General features: G+C 67.7%; 23 protein-coding genes. 8 read left to right on the plus strand and 15 right to left on the minus strand.

The features are described from left to right. Positions 1–77 precede the first annotated feature (77 nt). Positions 78–659 carry a MarR family winged helix-turn-helix transcriptional regulator gene (locus tag ACFPJ1_RS34675; protein ID WP_380110523.1) on the minus strand — a complete coding sequence of 194 codons (582 nt, stop codon included), beginning with the start codon at positions 657–659 and terminating at the stop codon, positions 78–80. Between the two features lie 54 nt (positions 660–713). Here ACFPJ1_RS34675 and ACFPJ1_RS34680 point away from each other — a divergent pair, with 54 nt between their 5' ends. Together ACFPJ1_RS34680 and ACFPJ1_RS34685 are read left to right on the plus strand one after the other, a co-directional pair. Continuing rightward, the gene (locus ACFPJ1_RS34680) at positions 714–1,436 is read left to right on the plus strand and encodes an SDR family NAD(P)-dependent oxidoreductase (protein WP_380110524.1); all 723 of its coding nucleotides are present in this window, start codon (positions 714–716) and stop codon (positions 1,434–1,436) included. Between the two features lie 61 nt (positions 1,437–1,497). Beyond that, positions 1,498–2,547, plus strand: a complete 1,050-nt coding sequence (locus ACFPJ1_RS34685; RefSeq protein WP_380110525.1) for a LacI family DNA-binding transcriptional regulator — start codon at positions 1,498–1,500, stop codon at positions 2,545–2,547. A 772-nt stretch (positions 2,548–3,319) separates the two neighbouring features. Here the strand turns inward: ACFPJ1_RS34685 and ACFPJ1_RS34690 are convergent. Both ACFPJ1_RS34690 and ACFPJ1_RS34695 read right to left on the minus strand, forming a co-directional pair. Next, the gene (locus tag ACFPJ1_RS34690; protein WP_380110526.1) at positions 3,320–3,673 is read right to left on the minus strand and encodes a YciI family protein; all 354 of its coding nucleotides are present in this window, start codon (positions 3,671–3,673) and stop codon (positions 3,320–3,322) included. Positions 3,674–3,740: 67 nt separating this feature from the next. After that, positions 3,741–4,436, minus strand: a complete 696-nt coding sequence (locus ACFPJ1_RS34695) for an NAD(P)-dependent oxidoreductase (RefSeq protein WP_380110527.1) — start codon at positions 4,434–4,436, stop codon at positions 3,741–3,743. A gap of 77 nt (positions 4,437–4,513) precedes the next feature. Between ACFPJ1_RS34695 and ACFPJ1_RS34700 the strand changes: the two genes are divergently transcribed. Further along, positions 4,514–5,119 (plus strand): TetR/AcrR family transcriptional regulator, encoded by a 606-nt coding sequence (locus ACFPJ1_RS34700; RefSeq protein ID WP_380110528.1) that lies wholly within the window; start codon positions 4,514–4,516, stop codon positions 5,117–5,119. An 8-nt stretch (positions 5,120–5,127) separates the two neighbouring features. On the opposite strand, the gene ACFPJ1_RS34705 is transcribed toward ACFPJ1_RS34700, so the two are convergent. The 7 genes from ACFPJ1_RS34705 to ACFPJ1_RS34735 are packed head-to-tail and all read right to left on the minus strand — an operon-like array spanning position 5,128 to position 11,802. Then, complete coding sequence (locus ACFPJ1_RS34705) at positions 5,128–5,592, minus strand: carboxymuconolactone decarboxylase family protein (RefSeq protein ID WP_380110529.1); 465 nt, start codon at positions 5,590–5,592, stop codon at positions 5,128–5,130. 28 nt (positions 5,593–5,620) lie between these two features. Next, positions 5,621–6,436, minus strand: coding sequence for a sugar phosphate isomerase/epimerase family protein (locus ACFPJ1_RS34710; RefSeq protein WP_380110530.1), 816 nt, complete (start codon positions 6,434–6,436; stop codon positions 5,621–5,623). Between the two features lie 3 nt (positions 6,437–6,439). Continuing rightward, the gene (locus tag ACFPJ1_RS34715; RefSeq protein WP_380110531.1) at positions 6,440–7,309 is read right to left on the minus strand and encodes a carbohydrate ABC transporter permease; all 870 of its coding nucleotides are present in this window, start codon (positions 7,307–7,309) and stop codon (positions 6,440–6,442) included. Then, a complete protein-coding gene (locus ACFPJ1_RS34720) occupies positions 7,299–8,240 on the minus strand; it encodes a carbohydrate ABC transporter permease (protein WP_380110532.1) in 942 nt (313 codons plus the stop codon). The genes ACFPJ1_RS34715 and ACFPJ1_RS34720 overlap by 11 nt, the downstream gene beginning before the upstream one ends. 7 nt (positions 8,241–8,247) lie before the next feature. After that, positions 8,248–9,633, minus strand: coding sequence for an ABC transporter substrate-binding protein (locus tag ACFPJ1_RS34725; protein WP_380110533.1), 1,386 nt, complete (start codon positions 9,631–9,633; stop codon positions 8,248–8,250). 10 nt (positions 9,634–9,643) lie between these two features. Next, a complete protein-coding gene (locus ACFPJ1_RS34730) occupies positions 9,644–10,786 on the minus strand; it encodes a mandelate racemase/muconate lactonizing enzyme family protein (RefSeq protein ID WP_380110534.1) in 1,143 nt (380 codons plus the stop codon). A gap of 29 nt (positions 10,787–10,815) precedes the next feature. Then, entirely contained in the window at positions 10,816–11,802 is a 987-nt protein-coding gene (locus ACFPJ1_RS34735; protein WP_380110535.1) for a hydroxyacid dehydrogenase, read from the minus strand. A gap of 108 nt (positions 11,803–11,910) precedes the next feature. Between ACFPJ1_RS34735 and ACFPJ1_RS34740 the strand changes: the two genes are divergently transcribed. The 4 genes from ACFPJ1_RS34740 to ACFPJ1_RS34755 all read left to right on the plus strand — a co-directional run bounded on the left by ACFPJ1_RS34740 (position 11,911) and on the right by ACFPJ1_RS34755 (position 15,196). Further along, entirely contained in the window at positions 11,911–12,801 is an 891-nt protein-coding gene (locus tag ACFPJ1_RS34740; RefSeq protein WP_380110536.1) for a LysR family transcriptional regulator, read from the plus strand. A gap of 34 nt (positions 12,802–12,835) precedes the next feature. Beyond that, positions 12,836–13,786 carry an SDR family NAD(P)-dependent oxidoreductase gene (locus tag ACFPJ1_RS34745; RefSeq protein WP_380110537.1) on the plus strand — a complete coding sequence of 317 codons (951 nt, stop codon included), beginning with the start codon at positions 12,836–12,838 and terminating at the stop codon, positions 13,784–13,786. Positions 13,787–13,921: 135 nt separating this feature from the next. After that, positions 13,922–14,701, plus strand: a complete 780-nt coding sequence (locus ACFPJ1_RS34750) for a putative protein N(5)-glutamine methyltransferase (protein WP_380110538.1) — start codon at positions 13,922–13,924, stop codon at positions 14,699–14,701. Positions 14,702–14,728: 27 nt separating this feature from the next. Then, the gene (locus ACFPJ1_RS34755) at positions 14,729–15,196 is read left to right on the plus strand and encodes a GNAT family N-acetyltransferase (protein ID WP_380110539.1); all 468 of its coding nucleotides are present in this window, start codon (positions 14,729–14,731) and stop codon (positions 15,194–15,196) included. Positions 15,197–15,211: 15 nt separating this feature from the next. On the opposite strand, the gene ACFPJ1_RS34760 is transcribed toward ACFPJ1_RS34755, so the two are convergent. Next, the gene (locus tag ACFPJ1_RS34760) at positions 15,212–16,069 is read right to left on the minus strand and encodes an EamA family transporter (protein WP_380110540.1); all 858 of its coding nucleotides are present in this window, start codon (positions 16,067–16,069) and stop codon (positions 15,212–15,214) included. Next, positions 16,066–16,713, minus strand: coding sequence for a dihydrofolate reductase family protein (locus tag ACFPJ1_RS34765; RefSeq protein ID WP_380110541.1), 648 nt, complete (start codon positions 16,711–16,713; stop codon positions 16,066–16,068). Before ACFPJ1_RS34765 ends, ACFPJ1_RS34760 begins: the two co-directional genes overlap by 4 nt. A 69-nt stretch (positions 16,714–16,782) precedes the next feature. Between ACFPJ1_RS34765 and ACFPJ1_RS34770 the strand changes: the two genes are divergently transcribed. Continuing rightward, positions 16,783–17,562 carry a LysR substrate-binding domain-containing protein gene (locus tag ACFPJ1_RS34770; RefSeq protein ID WP_380110542.1) on the plus strand — a complete coding sequence of 260 codons (780 nt, stop codon included), beginning with the start codon at positions 16,783–16,785 and terminating at the stop codon, positions 17,560–17,562. Positions 17,563–17,571: 9 nt separating this feature from the next. Here ACFPJ1_RS34770 and ACFPJ1_RS34775 read toward each other — a convergent pair whose 3' ends face one another. From ACFPJ1_RS34775 to ACFPJ1_RS34785, 3 genes are all read right to left on the minus strand, one after another. Beyond that, the gene (locus ACFPJ1_RS34775; protein WP_380110543.1) at positions 17,572–19,632 is read right to left on the minus strand and encodes a GTP-binding protein; all 2,061 of its coding nucleotides are present in this window, start codon (positions 19,630–19,632) and stop codon (positions 17,572–17,574) included. Positions 19,633–20,247: 615 nt separating this feature from the next. Continuing rightward, entirely contained in the window at positions 20,248–20,955 is a 708-nt protein-coding gene (gene pyrH / locus ACFPJ1_RS34780; protein WP_380110544.1) for a UMP kinase, read from the minus strand. Between the two features lie 87 nt (positions 20,956–21,042). Next, positions 21,043–22,005 (minus strand): tyrosine-type recombinase/integrase, encoded by a 963-nt coding sequence (locus tag ACFPJ1_RS34785; protein WP_380110545.1) that lies wholly within the window; start codon positions 22,003–22,005, stop codon positions 21,043–21,045. Positions 22,006–22,016: the final 11 nt, after the last annotated feature.

The following is a 22,016-nucleotide window of genomic DNA, read 5'->3' on the forward strand; positions in this document are numbered from 1 at the left end:
CATTGACACCGGCGTTGAGACTTTGCCCGAGCTGCTCAGGCTGAGGGACGCGCCAAACGTCTCACTAGCGGTTGAAGCTAGCGGTGCACGCGTCCGCGAACGTCGTCGAGCAGCGACTGCAGCTTCCCGGCCAGCAGATCGCGTTCCCGGGGCGACAGCGACGAGACGAGGTCCGACTCCCGGGTGAGCACCTGGTCGACCGTCCTCTCGACCAGTTCGTGCCCGGCCTCGGTGAGGGAGACGACCACCGCCCGCGAGCCGTCGGTCTCCGTACGCCGAACGACCAGTCCGGCTTGTTCGGCACGGGCCACCCGCTGGGAGATCGCTCCGGCGGTGACCAGCGTGCGCTCGGCGAGCTTCCTCGTGCTCAGCTCGTACGGCGTACCGGCGCGGCGCAGCACACTCAGCAGGTCCAAGGTGGCGGGGTCCACGCCGAGCTCGGTGAGCAGGCGGCGCCTGTCGTCGGCGAAGAGCTTGGCCAGCCGCCACAGGGGAGTGACGATGCCGATCGAGTCCGTCGGCGTGCCCGGGCGCTCCCGCTGCCAGGCACTGGCGATCTCCGCGGCGGGATAAGGACTGGGCGCATCCAGGGGATACGCATCGGCCGGCTTCCCAGTCGGCCGCGTGGCCGGCTTCTTGGTCGGCTTCTTGGCTGGCACGGGACCCATGCTACGTTTAGAGCTAAACATTTAGACCTAAACGAGGAGTACGGCGTGTCCAGAACGATCGTGGTGACCGGTGGCGCGACGGGGATCGGCCGGGCCGTGGCCGAGCGGTTCCGTGCCGACGGCGAGACCGTCGTGATCACCGGCCGGCGACCCGAAGTACTCGAGAAGGCTGCGGCGGAGATCGGGGCGCGAGCGGTGGTGGGCGACGCCGCGGATCCTGTGCAGGTGGAGGCGTTGTTGCGTGAACTCCCCGACTCTGTCGACGTGCTGGTGAACAGTGCCGGAGGCAACACCGACTTCGCTTCTCCCGACGCCGAGGGCGATCTGGGACGGCTCAAGGACAACTGGCGAGCCAACTTCGACGCCAACGTGCTCACCGCAGTGTTGACGACGACCGCCCTTGCGCCAAGGCTCGCTGCGAATGGGGCGGTCGTGCACCTGGGCTCCATCGCGGGGGCGAGGGGAGCGGGGTCCTACGGTGCGGCGAAAGCAGCGCTCGCCACCTGGAACCAGGACATCGCCGCCGACCTTGGCGCTCGCGGGATCACCTCGAACGTGGTCGCGCCGGGGTTCACCGCCGAGACCGAGTTCTTCCAGGGCAGGTTGTCGGGAGAGCGGCGGCAGAGGTTGCTGGAGGCAACGATGACCAGGCGGGAAGGTGAGCCCGCCGACATCGCCGCGGCGATCCACTTCCTCGCCTCGCCGGCCGCCAGCCACATCACGGCCCAGGTCCTGCACGTCAACGGAGGCGCCCTCACCACCCGATAGACGAGCGCGTTGACAACGTGGGTCTGCGTCGGCTCCGACCGGCTTCGGTGAGAATGGCCCCATGCGTGCCACCGTCAAGGACGTCGCCAAGTTGGCCGGGGTGTCCCCGAAGACGGTGTCGAATGTCATCAACGGGGCCGTCTTCGTCCGGCCGGAGACCCGGGAACGGGTCGAGCAGGCGGTGCAGGAGCTGGACTACGTCCCGAACCTGAGCGCCCGCGGACTGCGCAACGGCCGCTCCGGGATGATCGGCCTGGCACTGCCCGACCTGCTGCGGCCGTACTCGGCGGAGATCACGCACTTGGTCGTCGAACTCGCCCACCAACGCGGATGGGGTGTCCAGATCGAGCAGACCGCCGCCCAGCCGGACCGCGAGTTCGAATTGCTCTCGAAGGCACGCGCCAACCTCGTGGACGGCCTGATCCTGAACCCGGTGAACCTCGACGACAGCGCGGTGACCACCGCCGGACCATTGCCGGCCGTGGTCCTGATCGGCGACGTCGACCAGGACCGGGTCAGCCAGGTCGCGATCGACAACGTCGGCGCGGCGCGCGAGATGACGAAGCACCTGCTCGACCAGGGTTTCCGCCGGATCGCGGTCGTCGGTACCCCGGAGATCCCGTGCGGATCGAGCGGCAGGGGTCGCGTCGGCGGCTCCACCGACGCCGCCGGTACTGCGGCCGCACGGCTGCGCACGATCGGGTACCGCGAAGCGCTCGAGGCTGCGGGCGTCCCGCACGACCCGGACCTCGAGATCGCGCTGGACCGGTGGAGTCCGGAGGGCGCCGCCATCGTGGTCGGCCGGTATCTGGAGACCCACGAACCTCCCGACGCGCTCTTCTGCTTCACCGACACGATCGCCTTCGGCGCGCTGTCGGCGCTGTGGTCGGCCGAGGTCGCAGTACCGCGGCAGTGTGCGGTCGCGGGGTTCGACAACATCGTGGACAGCCGGTTCACCGTGCCGCCGCTGACCACGATCGATTTCGACCGGCGCCACTTCGTCGAGGCGGCGCTGGACCTGCTGGCCGAACGGATGGCCGACAAGGACGCGAAGCCCCGCCGGGTCGTCGTACCGCACCGGATCATCTCTCGCGCCAGCACCGCTCGCTAGACCACCGAATCCCACAAGATTCAGCCAGATTCCGATCGAGCTCGAGGACGCCGCGCGAGTGGACGGCGCTCGTTTTCCTCCTTTTCCAAAGGCAGATCGTCAAGGGCATCGCGACTACCGGTTTCGGTGGGCAGTAGCGGAGCGGACAACAGTTCCGGCAGGCGGGATTCCCCCTACGATCCCTTGAAAACGTCGTTACTCTGAGCGAGGCTGCTGTGATCACTCCGTAGCAGTGAGGAGTACGGGGTGATGTGATTGCCACCTGGTCCGGCGCAGCGAGGTCGTTGCGCCGTACTGGCAGTTGTGCAGCAAACCAACCGTTCCTCGGGGGAACGAAAGGGAAAGGGGGATCTGTGTCATCGATGCAAAGGCTCGCCGAGCAGTGCCGTGGTGTGAGGAGTCACGGCACCTCGCGGCTCGGTCGGGCTTCGATCCAACCAGCGGTCTGTACCGGCATCCACGAGGTGAGCTCGTCGATCCCGTCCGGTCAGCCGCGTCGCGTGGCGGTCCTGAGACTGAGCAACGGTCTGACCACCACACTGCGTCTGGGAGACGGCGTTCAGGCGCCGGACCGGGGCGCGACAGTGTTCGTCCGGGGTGGCCGGGGGATGGGCGATCAGCCCGCCTCAGGTGGGGTCACCCTCGCGCCGAGCTTCCCGAGCTGAACAACCGGCGGTAGCGCACCGGCTGTACACCCGGCTGAATCAGTGGCTCGCCGGTCTCAGGTCAAACGCCGAGCTGAGACCGGCAAGCTCCTGGATCGCCACCGCACTCATGACTCCGGGATCGGGTCCGCCAGCGCGCGGACCTCGATCGGGGAGTACGGGGCCTCGGGCAGTCGCGAGGCCAGCTCCGTCGCGCGCTCCAGGCTGCACTCGAACAGGTAGTACCCGGCGAGCACCTCCTTGGATTCGGTGAACGGCCCGTCCGTCACCGCCGGCACCCCGTCGCGGACCTGCACGACCCGCGCCTTCTCCGTGGTCAACCCCGAGGAGCCGAGCAGCTCCCCGCTCGCGCGTGTCTCGTCCAGCACTGCCCGGTGGGCCGCATACACGGCCTCCATCCCGTCGGCCGCCAACGCCTTCCAGGTGTCGGCGTTCCCGTAGATCAGCAACATGTACTTCATCCGGTCTCCTCTGTCGGGTCTGACACCTGTGACGTCGGAGCGCCCCACCCCACCTCGACACACCTCGTCACTTCTTCGCCATGATGGCCTCCCGCCAGATCAGCTTGGCGATATTCGGCCGCACCTGCGTGGTGATCACGGCCATGGCCCGCCGCACGAACGCGTCGCGGTCCACCTGCGCCAGCATGCTCGCCGCAAGATCCTCCCGAGCCGTGAACAACCCGTCCGCCTGATCCTCCTGTACTTCGTACGCGGTGGGCGCGTGGTTGTCGAACAACCCCGACGGCCGCACGATCGTCCAGTCGAGCCCGCTGTCCCGCACCAGTCGCTCCATCCGCCGCATGTCGTCGTGCGTGGTCCTGGCCATCACCCGGTTCACCAGCGGGTCGAGCACGTTGTTGAAGAAGAACGCGTTGCTCGGACGCCACCCCGGCTCGAGAATCACCGAGCTCACGACCAGCAGCCGCTTCACCCCGCGCTCATGCATCGCACCGATGATGCTCCTGGCGGCCGTCGAGTAGACGCTTACCGGTTTCCGGCTCGGAGTACCGCCGACAACCGAGATGACCGCGTCGCTGCCGGCGACCGCAGTACTGACTGCGTCGGCATCGCCGACCTCTGCCTGGACCACGGTCAGCCCTGCTCGCGGCTGAACTCTCTCGGGTCGCCGGGCCGCGGCAACAACCTGGTGACCGGCGGCCAGAGCCTGCCCGACCAGAACGCGGCCGGTCGAACCAGCCGCGCCGAAGACGACGATGCGCATCTCACTCCCTCACTGTTCCCGGACGATCCGGTGACGTCCTTGACAGTGCCTGGGGGAGGCAACGATATTCAACGGTGATGAATAAATCCCGAGGACGGCCCAGAGGAAATCCGGCTACCAAAGAGCGCATCACCGAGGTGGCCTACGACCTGTTCCTGGAGCACGGCTACCGCGGTACGACGGTACGCAAGGTGGCTGCGGCGGCCGGGGTGGACTCCGCGTTGATCAGCTACCACTTCGGGTCGAAGCAGGGGCTGTTCGGTGAGGCGATGCAGTTCCGGTGCGGGACATCGCCGGCGATGGCCCGGGCGTTGCAGGGGGATCAGGACGGGTTCGCCGATCGGCTGCTCGAGGCGGTGCTCGAGATGTGGGCGGACACCCAGCCGTTGGCCGACCTCACCCGGATGGCGCCGCAGGACGCCGACGTGATGCAGGTGCTGCAGGAGTTCCTCGAACGCGAGGTGCTGGGGCGGATTGCTGAATTTCTTCGCGGGGCTGATGCCACCGACCGGGCCACCGCGGCTGTTGCTGTCATCGGTGGCCTGATCTTCACCCGCTACCTGAATCCGCTCCGGCCGACCGCGACGATGAGCGATGCCGACGTGCGGCGGATCCTTGCCCCCGCCCTGCGGGCGGCTTTGCGGCCGGCCCGCAGGACCCAGGCGGTTTCCGTGCTGCGGTGACGCGGGGATCAGGCCCAGGATCCGTTGCCGCCGGCCGGTTGGCGGATCGTGGTGTTGATCCGGTTGAACAGGTTGGTGAGGCCGATCATCAGCACGATCGCGGCCAGTTGCTGCTCGTCGAACTGCTCGGCCGCTTCGGCCCAGATCTCGTCCGTGACGGCGTCCGGCCGGTCGGCCAGCCGGGTCGCCGCCTCGGTGACCTTCAGTGCCGCCCGCTCGGCGTCGGTGAACAGGTCCGACTCGCGCCAGGCGACCACCTGGAAGAGCCGCGCGTCGGTCTCACCGTTCTTCCTGGCGGCCTGCAGCCCGAAGTCGACGCAAGCGCTGCAGCCGTTGATCTGACTGGCTCGCAGGTGCACCAGCTCCAGCGTCTCGGCCGGTACTCCGCCCTTCTGCACCGCTTTGTAGAGATTCTGGATGCCCGTCATCGCGTCGGGCAGCAGCATCGCGGGGTTCTTCATCCGTGCAGTCATCCGTGCTCCATTTGATCCGTTTGGTCAGTCACTTCCCTGACGGATCCGGGAGCGCGGATGTGACCGCGGATCGAAGATCGGCCTGCAACCGGACCTCGACCGGCACCGACGGATCGGAGTACTGGCCGGAGAGGCAGATCGGACCGGTGTAGGACTGCGCTTGGAGTTGACGGAAGATGGCGAACCAGTCGGACAGTCCCTCGCCGGCCTGGCCGAACCACGTCTTCCATCCGCCGTCGGCCTGGACGTACTTGGCGTTCTTGAGGTTGACGATGCCGAGGCGGTCCTTGACCAGGTCGAGCGTGACCGCGGGATCATCGCCGGCGAGCGCGTCGTGGGCGGCGTCCCAGACGACCTTGAACTCGCCGGGCAGCCCGTCCAGCAACTGCAGAACACCCAACGACGATGTGACGAACTTCCCGTGATGCGGCTGCACCCCGACCTGTACGCCGTACCGCTTCACGAGCGCGACTGCATCCTCCAGCTGTTGCCTGGTCCGCCGGACCGAGGCGGCATAACCGTCCACGCCGACCGGCGCCATGATCCGGATCATCGGTACGCCCGCCTTGGCGCACGCCGAGAACGCGCTCTCGGACAGATCACTGGCGATGCTGATCGGCTCGACTCCCTCGGCGCGAAGCCGGTCGGTGAACCTCGGCAGTTCGGACTCGGCAGTGGTGGGCGTGACGTAGGCCGTGTCCCGGACCGGGATCTCGGCACCCGTGAAGCCGAGGCCGGTGACGAGCTTGCCGAGCTCGTCACCGGGGAGTCCCGACCAAGGCTTGGTGAAGACGGACCAGGTGTAGGTCGACCGGGGTGGTGGGGTGGGGAAAGAATCAGACACTGTTCAGCGGCCTCCGAGCCCGCTCATGGTGATGCCTCTGACGAACCAGCGTTGGGTCAGGAAGAAGAGCACGATCAACGGCACGGTGGTGATCGTGGCGGCCATCAGCAGCAGGTTCCACTGGGTGCCGTTGGTGTCCTGGAACACCTGCAGCCCAACGGCCGCAGTACGGGTGGCGTCGCTGTTGGAGATCACCAGCGGCCAGAGCAGGTTGTTCCACTGGCCGATGAACTTGAACACGGCCAGCGTTGCGATCGCCGGTACTGCGAGTGGCACGATCACCCGGGTGAACGCCTGCCAGCGGTTCGCGCCATCCAGGCGAGCGGCCTCCTCATAGTCCTTCGGGATGCCCATGAAGAACTGCCGCAGCAGGAAGACTCCGAGCGCGGTGAACGCGTGCGGCAGGATCATCCCCGGCCACGTGTCGATCCCGTGCAGCTTCGCCACCAGGACGAACTGTGGGATCAGTGTCACCTGCGACGGGATCATCAGCGTGGCCAGGTAGATGCCGAACAACCAGGACCGGCCGGGGAAGTTCAGCCGGGCGAAGGCATACGCCGCCAGCGCGGCGGTCACCGTCTCCAGCAGCGTCGTACCGCCGGCGAAGATGATCGTGTTCAGCAGGTAGCGGCCCAGCGGCACGAGCTCGAAGGCCCGGGTGAGGTTCTCCGGGTGCCAGCTGCTCGGCCAGAACGATGGCCGCGCGGCCATCGACTCGGCGTCGGACTGGAACGCCACGAGCACCATCATGACGACCGGGACGAGCGTCAGGGCGGTGACGACGAAGCAGGCGAAGACGAGCAGCTTGCGGGTGGCGACGGGGTTCTTGAGCAGGGCAGTGCTCTTGAGTGAGGGGACGACGTCAGTTGTCATAGTGGACGAGCCTCCGCTGCAACACGAACTGGGCTGCGGTGATGACGACGATGAACGCGAACAGGACGAGCGACTGCGCCGCCGCGTAGCCCTGGTCGTAGTTCTCGAAGCCGGTGCGGTAGATGTACATGACGAGCGTGGTGGTGCGCGATCCCGGCCCGCCGTTCGTCATGATCAGCGCCTGGTCGAAGACCTGGAACGATCCGATGATCGAGGTGACCACGACGAAGAACAGCGCCGGCGACAACATCGGCAGGGTGACACTGCGGAAGCTCTGCCAGGCGGAGCTCCCGTCCACCTTCGCCGCCTCGTAGAGCTGCTGCGGGATCGCCTGCAGCCCGGCCAGGAACACCACCATCCCGAAGCCGAAGCTCTTCCACACGCTCATCGCGATCAAGGCCGGCATCGCCCAGTTGTCACTGATCAGCCAGGCCGGGCCGTTGATGCCGAAGACACCCAGTACGGCGTTCACCAGACCGTCGTGCGGGATGTAGAGCCAGATCCAGACGAACGCCACCGCCACCGTGATCGTTGCGTACGGCAACAGCAAGAGCGACCGGAAGACCGCGATCCGGCGTACGCCCTGGTTGAGCAGCAACGCCAGTCCGAGGCTGACGGCGATCGTCAGCGGCACACTCACGAAGGTGAAGTACGCCGTGTTGCCGAGCGCCGACCAGAATGTCGGGTCCGGCCCGAGCCGCGCGAAGTTCTTCAGCCCGGCGAAGGTCGGAGCGCTGAACAGATTCCAGTTGAGCAGCGAAATGACGCCCGCGGCGACCACCGGGCCCGCGGTGAAGATCAGGAACCCGATCAGGCTCGGCAGGATGAACAGCCAGGCAGCCCTCGTCTCCTTGTTGCGCCAGCGAGGCGTTGGACCGGGCGCCGTGGTCGCGCGGGGAGCGGTCCGCGCCGGCAGCGTGTCGACAGCCATCTCGTGCTCACCCCTTCCTGGCTTCGGCTTGGCGGATGTTGTCCTGGTGCTGCTTCATCAGTACGTCGAGGCGCGGCGTCAGGCCGTCGATCACCTCGGGCACCGTGACCTGGCCGAGGAACGTGCGCGGCAGGTCCTGACCGAGCAACTGCTTGACCTGGTTCCAGTTCGTCGTGACGTCGAACGGGTGGCCGCCGGCGACCTTGCCGGCCAGGATCTGCTGCACCACGCCGAGGTTGTCCGGCGGCGGCTTGAACGCGCTGCCGGCCGCCAGCCGGGCCGGGTTGTTCCGGCCGGCCTTGGCGTAGATGTCCAGGGCACCGGTGCTGGTCAGCGTCTTGAGCAGCTTCCACGCCAGGTCCAGGTCGTCGCCGTGCACCGCGGACGGAATCGCGAAGGACGAGCCCGACACTCGCGGCGTGCTCCCGGCCGCGCCGGCGGGGAACGGGACGACGTCCCAGTCGAACTTCGCCTTGCGGACGTTGACGACCTGCCACGGGCCGTTCTGCATGAAGGCGACGTTGCCCTCCATGAAGTTGGCCATCGAGCTCTCGGTGACCAGGTTGCTGATCGGCGGCGTCACCTGGTCCTTGACGAACAGGTCGATGACGAACTGGATCGCCTCCAGCGCTTCGGGACGGTTCAGCGTGCTGACCGTGCCCTCGTCGTTCATCACGTTGCCGCCCGCGCAGTAGATCCACGAGACCAGGTCGTCGATCGCGGGCGCGCAGGTGAAGCCGTACTGCTCCGGCGGCTTCGTCAGCTCCTTCGCCAGACCCCGGAAGGTCTCCCACGACATCGGCTCGGTCCGCGACGGCAGCGGGATGCCGGCCTTCGTCAGCAGCGTCTTGTTGTAGTACATGACGGTCGGCGCGACGTCGAAGCCGATCGCGTAGGTCTGGCCGTTGAAGGTCGAGATCTTCCGGATCGCGGGATAGAAGTCGTCGAGCTCGAAGTCGGGATCGGCGGCGATCAGGTCGTCGAGCGGCCGGTGCGCCCCGCGCGCCGCGTAGGTCGGGATCAGCGTTCCGTTCAGCGCGGTCACCAGGCCGGCCGTACCACTGACGAGTTGCAGGTCGAGCTTGGTCGGGTACGGGCCGGACGGGGTCAGGGTCGGGACCGACTCGACCTTCAGCTCGTTCTCGACGTACTTGCTGAAGTCGTCCCAGACCTTCCGTTCGGCCGGGCTGCTCGACCACATCGACCAGGTGGCCGCGCCGGCCGGGGTGGACGAACAGGCGGACAGTACTGCGGGTGAGGCCGCGGCGAGACCGGCCAGGCCGGTCAGTTTCAGCAAGCTGCGGCGGGACAGCCCTGACTGGGGCGGTGGGGTCGGGAAGGTATCAAGCTCTGATCGGGGCGGTGGGGCGGGAAGGGTTCCAGACGCCGTCATGGGCGACTCCTCAGCTGAAGAGCAGGTCGATCGACTCGGCGCGGATCCGCTCCTCGTCGACCTGCACGCCCAGACCGGGCGCGGTGGGGACCGTAGCGACGGCCTTGGTGATGGTCAGTCCCTCGACATAGAGGTCGGACAGGAGTTCCGGCCCGTTCAGCTCGGCTGGCAGTGCCAGCTCGAGCTGGCTGAACAGGTGCAGTGCGGCGGCGAACCCGATCCCGCAGTCCGTCAGACCGCTGGCGAGAATCTCGACGCCGCCGGAGAGCGCGACCTGAGCGGTCTTGAGCGCGTTCCGCAGACCGCCGGACTTGCAGATCTTCACGACCACCAGGTCCGCCGCCTCGAGCTGGATCGCCCGGGCCAGGTCCTGCGCGGTGAAACTGCCCTCGTCGATCGCGATGGGCAGGTCGATCAGGCCGCGCAACCGGTGCATCGCAAGCGTGTCGGTGCTCGGAACCGGTTGCTCGACGCAATGAATCGTGCGGACGTGCGAGGTCCGGTCGAGCAGCTGCTTGAGCGCGCTCGGACGATACGACTGGTTCGCGTCCAGCCACAGCGGCTTGGCCCCGGCGACCTCGGCCACGGCCTCGATCGCGGCGGCGTCGGAGTCCAGGTCTCCACCGATCTTCACCTTGTACGCCGCATAGTCCGACGACTGCTGGGCGTGCTCCCTGACCACGTCGGGCGCGCCGACCCCGATCGCCGAGCAGAGCGGGATCTCGTCGTAGAGCTTCCCGCCGAGCAAGGCATGCACCGGTACTCCGGCCAGCTTGCCCGCGGCATCGTGCATGGCCAGGTCCACCGCCGCCCGGGCGAACGGGAAGCCGTTCGACACCGACGGGCTCAACCGCTTGGTCGCGCGGCTGTGGAACAACTCGACGTCGAACGGGGTCAGCTCGAGCAGGATCGGCTCGAGGTGCCTCTTGATCACCACCGCCATGGTCTCGGCGGTCTCGTAGCTCCAGCTGGGGAGCGCTCTCTGTTCTCCCCAGCCAACTACTCCGTCCTCCGTGGTGACCTTCACGAAGACGACCGCTGCCGCTTGATCCGGCGCCTCGTCGGGCGAACCGACAGAGCCGCTGCCCAGCACGAACCGCCGCGCGAACGGCACCGCGACCGGGAACACCTCGACCGATCTGATCCTCGACATTCCTGCTCCTCCCAGACCTTCCGGGCCGCTCAGGCCGCGATCGACCAGACGGCCGGGTCGACGAAGCTCGGGCCGCGGACACCGTCGTCGAGCCACCTCAGGACGTCGCCGACCACGTAGCCGGCCAGCGCGAGGTGACCCTCGACCGTGTCGCCGGCTACGTGCGGGGTCAGCAGCAGGTTGCTCGCGGCCAGCACGTCCGGACCGAACTTCGGCGGCTCCGGGTCGTACACGTCGAGCGCTGCGAACAGCCGGCCGTCGAGGCAGTGCTCCAGCAGCGCCTGCTGATCGATGGCCGGCCCTCGGGAGGAGTTGACGACGATCGCGTGGTCCGGCAGTTGCTCGATCAGCTTGCGCGTCACCAGCCCGCGGGTCTCCGGAACGTCGGGAACATGGATCGAGATGAAACGGCACCGCAGAGCTTCCTCGAGCTCCACCGTCCGTACGCCGAGCTGGGCGGCCCGGTCGTCGCTGAGGTAGGGGTCGTAGACGACGACGTCGCAGCCGAAGGGCTTGAGCAGAGTGATCAGCGCGCGGGCGGTGGAGCTCGCGCCGAGGATGCCGACCGACTGACCGGCCAGCTCGCCACCGCGAAGGTGGCTCTGCTTCCAGCCACCCGCACGCAGCGCCTGGTCGAACTGGGGGAGCCGTCGCGCCAGCGTGAGCATCGAGGCCAGGCAGTACTCGCCGACCGACCACGCGATCCGCGGCCCGGCCGAGAAGACCGCAACGCCCTGTTCGAGGATGACCGGGTCGATCAGCTTCTTCACCGTGCCGGCCGCGTGGGCGACGACCTTCGGTCCGTTCCCATCGGCCCAGATCGCCTTGTCGAGGTGCGGCGTACCCCAACTCGTCAGCAGTACGTCGCTGCCGGCGGCCAGCCCGGCGACCACGTCCGGAGCCAGGTCGTCGCCGGCCCAGGTGACCTCGAACCGCTGCTCGAGCAGTTCCCGGGTCTCGGCGCTGCACACGTCGGCGGCTCGTTCGGGCGTCATCACCACTGCAAGCTTGGACAACCTGACTCCTCGGGCTGTTGTGGAACTGCCTTGTGCTCGAAGGTAAGGGCTTTCCGTTATGCTCGTCCAAGCCCATTTCCGCATCGACCGATACCGTGAGGGCATCGCATGGACCTCTCGCTCCAGCAACTCCGCGGCTTCGTCGCGGTCGCCGAGGAACAGCACTTCGGCCGCGCCGCCCAACAGCTCAACCTGACCCAGCCGCCGCTGACCCGTCAGATCCAGGGTCTGGAGCGCTCTCTGGGCGTCTCCCTGTTCGACCGGACCGGCAGGGGAGTGCGACTGACGGCGGCCGGCGACGTGTTCCTCGAGCACTGCCGCCGAGTGCTCGCCCTGCTCGACATCGCCCCGGAGGCCACCCGGCGCGCGGCCGACGGTCAGACCGGCACCCTGCGGATCGCCTTCACCGCGATCGGGGCTTACGCAGTACTGGCCGACTTCCTGACCATGGTGAGCAAGCGGACCCCGGCGGTGACGGCCGAGCTGACCGAACTCGTGAGCCCGGACCAGTTCGAGGCGCTGGCGAACCTGGAGATCGATCTCGGGCTCGTCCGGCCGCCGATCCCCGAGCAGTTCGACTCGGTGCTGGTGCACTCGGAGGACCTGGTGCTCGCAGTACCGGCTGATCACAAGCTCGCCGATGGCGAAGGGCCGGTGTCACTCGCGGACGTCACCGACGACTACATCGGCTACAGCCCGGAGGGCTCGCAGTACCTGCACGACATCTGTGCCGCGATGGTCGGCATGAACCGGTACGCCGTGAGTCAGTTGGCGTCGCAGGTGCCGACGATGCTCGCACTGGTCCGGGCCGGACTCGGGTGTGCGTTGATCCCGCGCTCGATCATGGCGATGGGCGTGCAGGGAGTCCGCTACCGCGAGCTGGACGCGGCCGACGCGCACTCGGTGACGTTGCACGCGTGCTGGAGTCCGGACAGCCCGAACCCGGCACTTCAACGCCTCGCCGACTCCCTGAAGCTGAACCCGCACCTCGACGCTTGACCTAGAGCCAGCTCTAACTCGTAGTGTCGCTGGTATGAGCACCCCACAACACAAGATCGGTTCGGGCTTCGGCCATGACAGCACCGCGGACGACGTCCTCCAGGGGATCGACCTGTCCGGCAAGCTCGCACTCGTCACCGGCGGCTACTCCGGCCTCGGCCTGGAGACCACCCGCGCCCTGGCGAAGGCCGGCGCCCACGTCGTCGTACCGGCGCGTCGGCCGGAGGCGGCCAAGGAAGCGCTGGCCGATATCGCCAACGTGGAGGTGGACGAGCTCGATCTGGCGGACCTGGAGAGCGTTCGCTCGTTCTCCGAGCGGTTTCTCGCCAGCGGGCGGACGATCGATCTGCAGATCGACAACGCGGCCGTGATGGCCTGCCCGGAGACCCGGGTCGGACCGGGCTGGGAGGCTCAGTTCGCGACGAATCACCTCGGCCACTTCGCGCTGGTGAACCGGCTGTGGCCGGCCATCGTCGACGGCGGCGCCCGGGTCGTCTCGGTGTCGTCGTCGGGACACCGCCGCTCGGACATCCGGTGGGACGACCTGCAGTTCTCCCAGGGCTACGACAAGTGGACCGCCTACGGCCAGGCCAAGACCGCGAACGCACTGTTCGCCGTGCAGTTGGATGCCTTGGGCAAGGACGCCGGGGTCCGCGCGTTCACGTTGCATCCGGGCGGCATCCTGACGCCGCTGCAGCGCCACCTGCCGCGCGAGGAGATGGTCGCGTTCGGCTGGATCGACGAGCAGGGCAACCCGCTGAACCCCGGCTTCAAGACGCCCGAACAGGGCGCGGCCACGCAGGTCTGGGCGGCGACCTCACCGCAGCTGGAAGGCGAAGGCGGCGTGTTCCTCGAGGACTGCGAGGTCGCCGAACTGTCCACGGACGACGCCCCGGGAGTCCGGCCGTACGCGGTCGATCCGGCATCGGCGGCACGGCTGTGGACCGTCTCGGCCGAGCTCACCGGCGTGAACGCGTTCGGGTAGTCTGACCGCACCAGTCGTCGAACGAGCCGAGGAGGTGGGACCGATTACCGCCAGCACAGGTCGGGCGCTCCCACCTCCCATCGGCTGACCGACGCCGACCGCGGGAGTGCCCACAGGTTTCGTTGAAGGGTTCCCGTGTCACTTCTCAGCACCTCCAGCATCGTCACCACGCTCCGCGCCGCCGGCTGTGTCTTCGCCGAGGACGAGGCCGAACTCCTGATCACCGCCGCACGTGACGAAGCCGAGCTCGCCGCCATGGTCGAGCAACGCGTCTCCGGTCTGCCCATCGAGCACGTGGTCGGGTGGGCCGAGTTCCATGGGCTCCGCATCGCGGTCGACCCGGGCGTCTTCGTGCCACGGCGGCGTACGTCGTACTTGGTGGACGAGGCCATCGCGCTGAGTCGGCCGGGCTCTGTCGTGGTGGACCTCTGCTGCGGGTCCGGCGCGCTGGGCGTGGCTGTCGCTTCTGCGCAGGAGGTCGAGCTGTACTCCGCTGACGTCGAGCCGGCGGCGGTTCATTGTGCGCGGCGCAATGTGGAGCCGCTCGGCGGCAAGGTCTTCGAGGGTGACCTCTTCGATCCGTTGCCCTCGGCCCTGCGAGGCCGCGTCGACATCCTCCTGTCGAACGTCCCCTACGTGCCGACCGACGAAGTACGGCTGCTCCCCGCCGAAGCACGCCTCCACGAACCTTTGGTGACGCTGGACGGCGGCTCCGACGGTCTCGACGTACTGCGTCGCGTCAGCGCTGCCGCGCCTGGTTGGCTGGCTCCGGGCGGTCACGTCCTGGTGGAGACCAGCGAACGCCAGGCACCGGTCGCCGCGGCGATCTTCGAGGGCGACGGTCTTGCTGCGCGGATCACTACGTCTGACGAGCTCTACGCAACTGTGGTGATAGCCAGCAAGCCCTGCCCGTGAACCCTTCTGCTCACTACGGTGCGTTCTATGGACGCCGTGGAGATCAGGACAGCGACAGCCGAGGACCTCGAGAGCGTGGTCGCCTCGAGCGCCGCGCTCTTCGCTGAAGACAGTGGCACCCGCGACCCGCTTCGCAACGCTGAATGGCCCGCGGCCCACGGTGCGAAGTGGGTCGCGGATCTCCTGGAGGATCCGGACGCGGTGGTGTTCGTTGCCTCCGACCCAGCGGTCGTCGGCCACCTGGTCGGGACGTTCTCCGCGCCCTCGGACATGTGGACCGTGGCGCGCGCCGAACTGGTCAGCATGTACGTCCGCGAGACGCGCCGCACCCAGGGCATCGGCACCCGCCTGGTCGACGCCTTCACCGAATGGGCCAAGGGCCGCGGCGCCGGCCGGCTCCATGTCACCGCCTACGCCACCAACAATTCAGCCCTGCACCTCTACCACTCCTGCGGCTTCACTCCGAACTCGATCATCCTCAACAAGGACCTTTGAGTCCTCGCCTCAAGCTCACCCGCGACGTCCTGCGCCCGGCGCGGACTCCGCGGAGAGGCGGCGGGCTTCGCGGCCGAGCTTGCGCCGGTGGTAGAGGATCTCGCCGGTGAAGATCGCCAACGCGGCCCAGATGAGCGCGAACCCGGCGAGGCGCTCGAGCGGCATCGGCTCGCCGAACACGAACACGCCGAGGATGAACTGCACCGACGGCGTGAGGTACTGCAACAACCCGAGGTACGTCAGCGGGATCCGCGTGGCCGCCCCGGCGAAGAACAGGAGCGGAACCGCCGTGGCCGGACCGGCGGCGATCAGGAGCACAGTCGTCGACCAACCGTCGTGCCCGAACGCCGCGCGGCCCATGAACTCCAGCCACACCAGATAGCCCAGCGCGACCGGCAGCCAAGCTACCGCCACCGCGGCCAGGCCGAGCGCGAGTCTCTGCGGCCGCCGCAGCCGCTCGCGAAAGAGCACCACCCCGATCACGACCGTGACCAGCGGGCTGATGAAGTACCCGAGCGACGTCTCCACCACCCGCTCGTGGTTGACGCCCCAGATGTAGAAGTACCAGTTGACCGCGATGACCACCGCGGCCGCGGCGAGAAACCGCAGCGCGGCGGGCCGCTGCCTCAGCGCGCGCCACCAGCCGGCGCGCGGACGGACCCAAAGCAGCAGCGCGATGATCCCGAGCGCCCACACGAACCGGTGGGCGAGCACCTCGACCGCGCCGGCGCCCTCGAGCAGCCGCCAGTACAGCGGCAGCAGCCCCCAGATCCCGTAGGCGGAGGCACCGAAGGGCAGGCCTCGGTTCAGTGACGCGTGACTGTCGGAGTCGGGCACCCCGGCGCGCGCGGGTAGGTGGGCGACCTGGTTCATGTCACTACGCGGTACTTGAGGTGCGTGACGCCGGGCGCCTCGACGGCACGGACCTGCTCGAGTTGCACCTCCGCGTCCCCGCGGCTGGGAAAGAGGCGGGCACCGTCGCCGAGCAACACCGGAACGACGTGGAGTTCAAGCTCGTCCAGCAGTCCCGCTGCCAGGTACTGCTGAGCGATGTGGCCGCCGCCCCAAAGCATGACGTCCTTTCCGCCGGCGGCCTCCTTTGCCTGTTCGAGCGCGGACTCGATTCCGTCGGTGACGAAGTGGAACGTGGTCCCTCCTTCCATCTCCACGGCATCACGCGGGTGATGGGTGACGACGAACACGGGGTAGTGGTAGGGCGGGTTGTCGCCCCACCAGCCCGTCCACTGCTCGTCACCCCAGGCGCCGCCGCCGATAGGGCCGAACATGTTCCGGCCCATCACCGCGGCGCCGATGTTCTCGCGTGCTTCCTCGACTATCCGTGCGCTCTCGTTCACCTCGCCCCCTTGCTCGCCGTGGGACTGGCGCCAGGCGGCCAGCGGAATCACCCAGTCGTGGAGCCGCTCGCCGCCCTCGCCGAGCGGGTTCTCCTCGCTCTGGTTCGGGCCGGCGACGAAACCGTCCAGCGAGATCGAGATATGACACCTCAGCTTGCTCATCGCGCCTCCTCAGTAGGCGGCCGCTGTGGCCGCGGAACCTTGATACCTAGAGCATGGATCGACAGATAGATGACGTCGTCGGTGAGTCACCACCTGTCTCGCCTGGAAGCCGCGACCGGCGTCAAGCTCATTCAGAAGGTCGGTCGTGGGATCCGATTGACCCCGGAAGGGCAACTCTTGGCCAACCGGGCCACCGAGATCATCGGACGGGTCGAAGCCGCGACCAACGAGCTGGAAGCGCAGGTCGGCTTGCAGGCCGGGCGGGTCCGCCTGGCCGCCAACGCGTCGGCGCTGAGCACGATCGCGCCCAAGGCCGCCGCCACGCTGGCCAAAGCACACCCAGGACTCGAGCTGAGCCTGATCGACCGGCACCCGGTCGAAGCGCTACAGATGCTGCGTCACGGCGAGATCGACGTCGCACTGATCTTCCGGTACGCCGACGCCCCGGTGGAGGAAGAGGGATTTCGCCTCGTCCACATCGGCGACGACCCGATCTACCTCATCAGTCGAACACCCGACGACAGCATTGCCAACCATCGCGACTCCGCCTGGATCGGCGGTTGCGAGCGGTGCCAGGAAGAGCTGACCATCGTGTGCCGGCAAGCAGGCTTCACCCCACGCATCGGATCACTCAGCGACGACATGGTCGTCGTGCAAGCCCTCGTCGCCGCCGGCGTAGGCGTCACGACCCTGCCCGGCCTTGCGCTCCAAGCCCACCGCCTACCCGACGTCCACACCACCGAAATACCCAACTACCGCCGACAGATCTACGCCGTCACCTACGGCGAGCCGCCAGACCCGCCCGCCACCATCGCCTTGATCCAAGCCATCCGGGATTCCGTCCGATAGCGGCGCTGATCAGACGCGACGGAGGACGTGGAGGAGGTAGTCGCGGCGGTTCAGCGGGTCGTGGTCTGTGCGCGGCCGGTCGGGGATTGGGCCGGTGACCGGTTGGTGGCGCTCGAAGGACGACTCGAGAACGCCCTCGCCGCGGGTCAGAGCGGGAAGTTGCTGCTCCAGCTCGTAGACCGCGGCCGCGGGGATTTCTCCTTCCAGGACAGAGGTTTCGGTGCCCAACGCCGGAACCTGCGGGATCGCGCGCAGCCGGGACAGAGCCGCCAGTACCGCGCGGACGGTGTCCGTCGGGATCTCCAGCTCGAAGCGGTGCATCGGCTCGTACACGGTCGTACCGGCCTGCTGGAGAGCCGTCATCAGGACCAGCGGGGTGAGGTTGCGGAAGTCCCCGGCCGTACTCGACATGCTCTTGTCGAAGACGGCGTGCGCATGGCTCTGGCGCGCCGAGTAGCCCGAGTGCGTCATCACCACGGTCGCGTCGGGAATCTGCCAACCGTGGATCCCTTGCTCGAGCGTCTCGTACACGGTCTCCTCGACCGCCTTGATGAACGCGTACGGCATGGAGCCCAGCTCGACCTCCAGGCTGAAACTCACGCCCGAGTTCACCGGAGCCGGCTCCACCCGCAGGCCGACCGTGGCCAGGAACGGGTTCCCGTCCTTCTTGTTGAACTCGACCGCCGCGCCGACGCCGTCCACCCGCTCGATGCAGATCGTCGTCGTCTCGCGGAAGGTGACGTCGATGCCGAAGTCGTCGGCGAGCGTGGTCTGGATGACCTCCTTCTGCACCTCGCCGTACAGCGACACGAAGGTCTCCTGCCGGATGTCGTCCTGGCGCAGGTTGATCAGCGGATCCTGTTCGGCCAACTGGGAGAGCGCGACCTGCAGATTCCCCTTGTCCGACGGCCGAGTCGGCGTGATCACCGTCTCCAGAGTCGGGGGAGCGAAGTACGCGCTCTCTCCCGCTCCGATTCTGTCTCCGCCCTCACCCTTCCCCGCCCCGCCGTTCCCAGGCTTCCCGGCAACGCCGGCGTCGGTTGGCTCGCCGGCCGCGCCGAGCTTGTCGCCGATGCGGATCTCGCCGAGGCCCCAGAGCTTGCCGATCTCGCCGGCGACCACCTCGGGGCGTGTCAGCACGGAGCCGTTGTCGAAGACGCTGACCGAGGTGACCTTGGCCTCCTTGCCGCCGTGGAACCGCAGCCGGTCCCGGGTCCGGATCGCGCCCGAGAACATCCGGACGAACGCGATCTTCTCGCCCGCCGGACCCCGCTCGACCTTGAAGACGGACCCGTCCACCGGGCCCTCGACATCGCCTTGCCCGGCCGGCAGCAGTTCCCGGATCCCCGCGATCAGCGCGTCCGTCCCGGCACCGGTGATCGCCGAGCCGAAGTACACCGGATGCACCAGCGCCTGCTGGGTCTGCTCCGCCAGCCGCGCCCGGAGTACGTCGTACGAGAGCGCTTTCTCGTTCTCCACGTACGTCGCCAGCATCTGGTCGTCCCGCTCAGCGAGCAGATTGAGCATGGCGAAGGTGAAGCCCGCGTCGTCCCGCCCGTACGGCGTGAACGCGGCGCCGGGCGTGCCGAGTCCGTCGGTCGACCCCATCGGGATGACCGCGGCCGATAGCCGGTCCGCGATGCTCGTCAGCAACGAGCAGTACTGCGCTCCGGCCCGGTCGAGCTTGTTCACGAAGATCAGCGTCGGGATACCGAGGCGCTGCAGGGTGCGCATGAGCACCCGGGTCTGCGCCTGGACACCCTCGACCGCCGAGATGACCAGCACCGCGCCGTCGAGCACGCTGAGCGCCCGCTCCACCTCGGCGATGAAATCCGGGTGACCGGGAGTGTCGATCAGGTTGACGGTGATGTCGTCGACGGCGAACGAGACGACCGCGGACTTGATCGTGATTCCGCGTTGCCGCTCCAGCGCCAGCGAGTCGGTCTGGGTGTTGCCGTCATCGACGCTGCCGACCTCGTCGATGACCCCGGCGGCGAAGAGGAGCCGCTCGGTCAGGCTGGTTTTACCGGCGTCTACATGCGCCAGGATCCCCAAGTTCAGTGTTCTCACGCAGCTTCATGTCCCTTGAACAGGTGGATGTGCCTTTCTGGGTCGACATGAAGTGAGGTCGCATGACTGCGCTCCTTGAGAACGTGAACGGCCGGTTCGGCCTGCTGGTGATCCGTCCGCGAGTACAGCAGAGAGCACGAACCGCGAGCAAACAGTTTTCTCCCGGTCGCGGTGGATTGAAGGGGTTGATGAGTCGGACTAGGGTCCGGTAGTTTCGTATGTGGACCACGGTCCGAATAGTGGATGGGACCCGGGAGGGAACTGATGGATCGTCTGGCGGGTGGCCGGATCGGCGTCGTGTTCGGGAGCCTGACGCCGCCCGAGGAGCTGGCTCGTGGAGCGGCGCTGGCGGAGGAACTCGGGTTCAACGACGTGGGTTCTCCGAGGATTGCTTCTTCACCGGGGGAGTGTCGGGCTTCTCGCGGGCGGGTTCGGCGGCGACTGCTGCCTTGCTCAACGGCTACGGCATAGAGCGGAGCCCAGAGCTCGAGTGGACGCTTGCCTTCTACCGGGTCGTCTGGTCGGCGATGGCCTTGCACTGGGAACACGAGGCCGCTGGCGACTGGTTCGTGCCACACCTGAATGCGATCAAGGCGGACCTGCCGCTCGTGAGGCTCAGTCGATGAGGGTGCCGATGTGTTCGCCGGAGCTGATCGCGGCCGCCGCGCCCTGGCGGTCGATGTCGAAGACGTGCAGCGGGAGCCGGTGGTCGCGGGCGAGGATGAACGCGCTCTGATCCATCACACCGAGGCCCTTGTCGATGACCTGCTGATAGCTGAGCCGGTCGAACCGCTGAGCGCCGGCGACCTTGTTCGGATCCGCGTCATACACCCCGTCGGCCCCGTTCTTCGCGACGAGCAACGCGTCGGCGCCGAGCTCGATCGCGCGCTGGACGGCGGGGTAGTCGGTCGTCGTGAACGGCTGCCCGTTCCCGCATCCGAGCAGGACGATCGAACCCTTCTCCAGGTGCCGGAGGGCTCGCAGGCGGATGTACGGCTCGGCCAGGTTGTCGATCGGGATGGCGGTCATCAGCCGCACCTCCTTCTCACCCATCGCCGCCAGCCGGCCGCGCAGCAGGACGGCGTTGATCACCGTGCCGAGCATGCCGATGTTGTCCGCCTCGACCCGGTCGATTCCCCAGTCCTCGGACTGGTTGCCGCGGAACACGTTCCCGCCGCCGACCACCACCGCCAGCTGTACTCCGGTTTCGCGCGCGGCGATCACCTCCCGGGCGAGATGCGTGAGGCTGTCGCTGTTGAAGCCGAACTGGGCTGATCCGGCGATGGATTGGCCTGACAACTTGAGCACCAGCCTGCGGTACATCGCTTCTCCTGTCGTTGGACTCGCCACATTCTGTCCGCAACCACGCGCGACGGCTCCCGATTAAAGTGCGCTCCCTGCACTGCGGCACTACGCGTCCGGGGTGATCACCTCGGTGAGGGAAAGGTAGGTGCGGTTGCTCGCGGCGGCGGCTCGTTGCTCCCGGCCGGTGGCTTCGATGTAGTTCTGACTGGTGGCGAGACTCGCGTGGCCGAGCAGCCGCATGATCTCCGACGCGGTGGCGCCGTCCTCGGCGAGCCTGGTGGCGAAGGTGTGGCGGAGCGCGTGCAGGTTCGCGCCGACCGGGACGCGGTCGTGCAACCCGGCCCAGCGGTAGCACGACTTCACCAGATACTCGAGGCCGCCGCGGCCGATCGGTTCACCGGTTCGGTCCAGTAGCAGCTTGGTGGACCGGCCGAACCTCTTGCTGGGAAAGCGGCGCGCGCAGGATTGGACGTACGACTCGATGATCCTCTCCATGATCGGCTCGACCGGGATCGAGCGGTCGCGGCTGCCTTTGCCGTGGATGTGGAGCCGCATCTCGCCGGGGCGGCCGGCCAGCGAATCGGCCGTCAGCGTGCGCATCTCGGCCGAGCGCAATCCGGCGACTAGCCCGAGCGCGATCACCAGCACGTCGCGCTCGGGCCAAGGGTCGCGCGCCTGTCTGGTGCCGTCGGCCGCGGAACGCAGGAGCTTCTCCGGAGTGTCCTCGCCACGGAGAGGCTTGGGGGAGAGGGGAGGGGTCTTGGGCCGGGCGACCGCTCCCATCGGGTTCCCCGCGAGTAGTCCATCGGATACGCAGAAGGTGAGGAACTGGTTCCACGTCGACCAGGCCCGGAGTACCGAACTCTTCGCGTGGTTGTCGGCGAAGGCCCCGAACGCGGCTCGCAGTACGGGTGCGGTCAGGTCTTCGACGTCGAGGGTCTCCGGGTCCTCGGACAGCAGCGCGGTGATGCCGGCCAGGTCGCGGCGATAGGCGTCGGTGGTGTGGGGGGAGTCTTTGCGGGGACGCCGGGCAGCGAAGAACGCCGATTGTGCTGCGAGAACCTTCATGGGGAACTTCT

The organism is Kribbella qitaiheensis (assembly GCF_042657745.1).
Classification (GTDB): domain Bacteria; phylum Actinomycetota; class Actinomycetes; order Propionibacteriales; family Kribbellaceae; genus Kribbella; species Kribbella qitaiheensis.

Coding starts and splice junctions, on each gene's coding strand:
- ACFPJ1_RS34740 (WP_380110536.1), top strand. CDS start 11,911: ATGGACCTCTCGCTCCAGCAACTCCGCGGCTTCGTCGCGGTCGCCGAG.
- ACFPJ1_RS34690 (WP_380110526.1), bottom strand. CDS start 3,673: ATGAAGTACATGTTGCTGATCTACGGGAACGCCGACACCTGGAAGGCG.
- ACFPJ1_RS34730 (WP_380110534.1), bottom strand. CDS start 10,786: ATGTCGAGGATCAGATCGGTCGAGGTGTTCCCGGTCGCGGTGCCGTTC.
- pyrH (WP_380110544.1), bottom strand. CDS start 20,955: ATGTACCGCAGGCTGGTGCTCAAGTTGTCAGGCCAATCCATCGCCGGA.
- ACFPJ1_RS34695 (WP_380110527.1), bottom strand. CDS start 4,436: ATGCGCATCGTCGTCTTCGGCGCGGCTGGTTCGACCGGCCGCGTTCTG.
- ACFPJ1_RS34760 (WP_380110540.1), bottom strand. CDS start 16,069: ATGAACCAGGTCGCCCACCTACCCGCGCGCGCCGGGGTGCCCGACTCC.
- ACFPJ1_RS34725 (WP_380110533.1), bottom strand. CDS start 9,633: ATGACGGCGTCTGGAACCCTTCCCGCCCCACCGCCCCGATCAGAGCTT.
- ACFPJ1_RS34755 (WP_380110539.1), top strand. CDS start 14,729: ATGGACGCCGTGGAGATCAGGACAGCGACAGCCGAGGACCTCGAGAGC.
- ACFPJ1_RS34715 (WP_380110531.1), bottom strand. CDS start 7,309: ATGACAACTGACGTCGTCCCCTCACTCAAGAGCACTGCCCTGCTCAAG.
- ACFPJ1_RS34700 (WP_380110528.1), top strand. CDS start 4,514: ATGAATAAATCCCGAGGACGGCCCAGAGGAAATCCGGCTACCAAAGAG.
- ACFPJ1_RS34765 (WP_380110541.1), bottom strand. CDS start 16,713: ATGAGCAAGCTGAGGTGTCATATCTCGATCTCGCTGGACGGTTTCGTC.
- ACFPJ1_RS34745 (WP_380110537.1), top strand. CDS start 12,836: ATGAGCACCCCACAACACAAGATCGGTTCGGGCTTCGGCCATGACAGC.
- ACFPJ1_RS34705 (WP_380110529.1), bottom strand. CDS start 5,592: ATGACTGCACGGATGAAGAACCCCGCGATGCTGCTGCCCGACGCGATG.
- ACFPJ1_RS34770 (WP_380110542.1), top strand. CDS start 16,783: ATGACGTCGTCGGTGAGTCACCACCTGTCTCGCCTGGAAGCCGCGACC.
- ACFPJ1_RS34685 (WP_380110525.1), top strand. CDS start 1,498: ATGCGTGCCACCGTCAAGGACGTCGCCAAGTTGGCCGGGGTGTCCCCG.
- ACFPJ1_RS34785 (WP_380110545.1), bottom strand. CDS start 22,005: ATGAAGGTTCTCGCAGCACAATCGGCGTTCTTCGCTGCCCGGCGTCCC.
- ACFPJ1_RS34720 (WP_380110532.1), bottom strand. CDS start 8,240: ATGGCTGTCGACACGCTGCCGGCGCGGACCGCTCCCCGCGCGACCACG.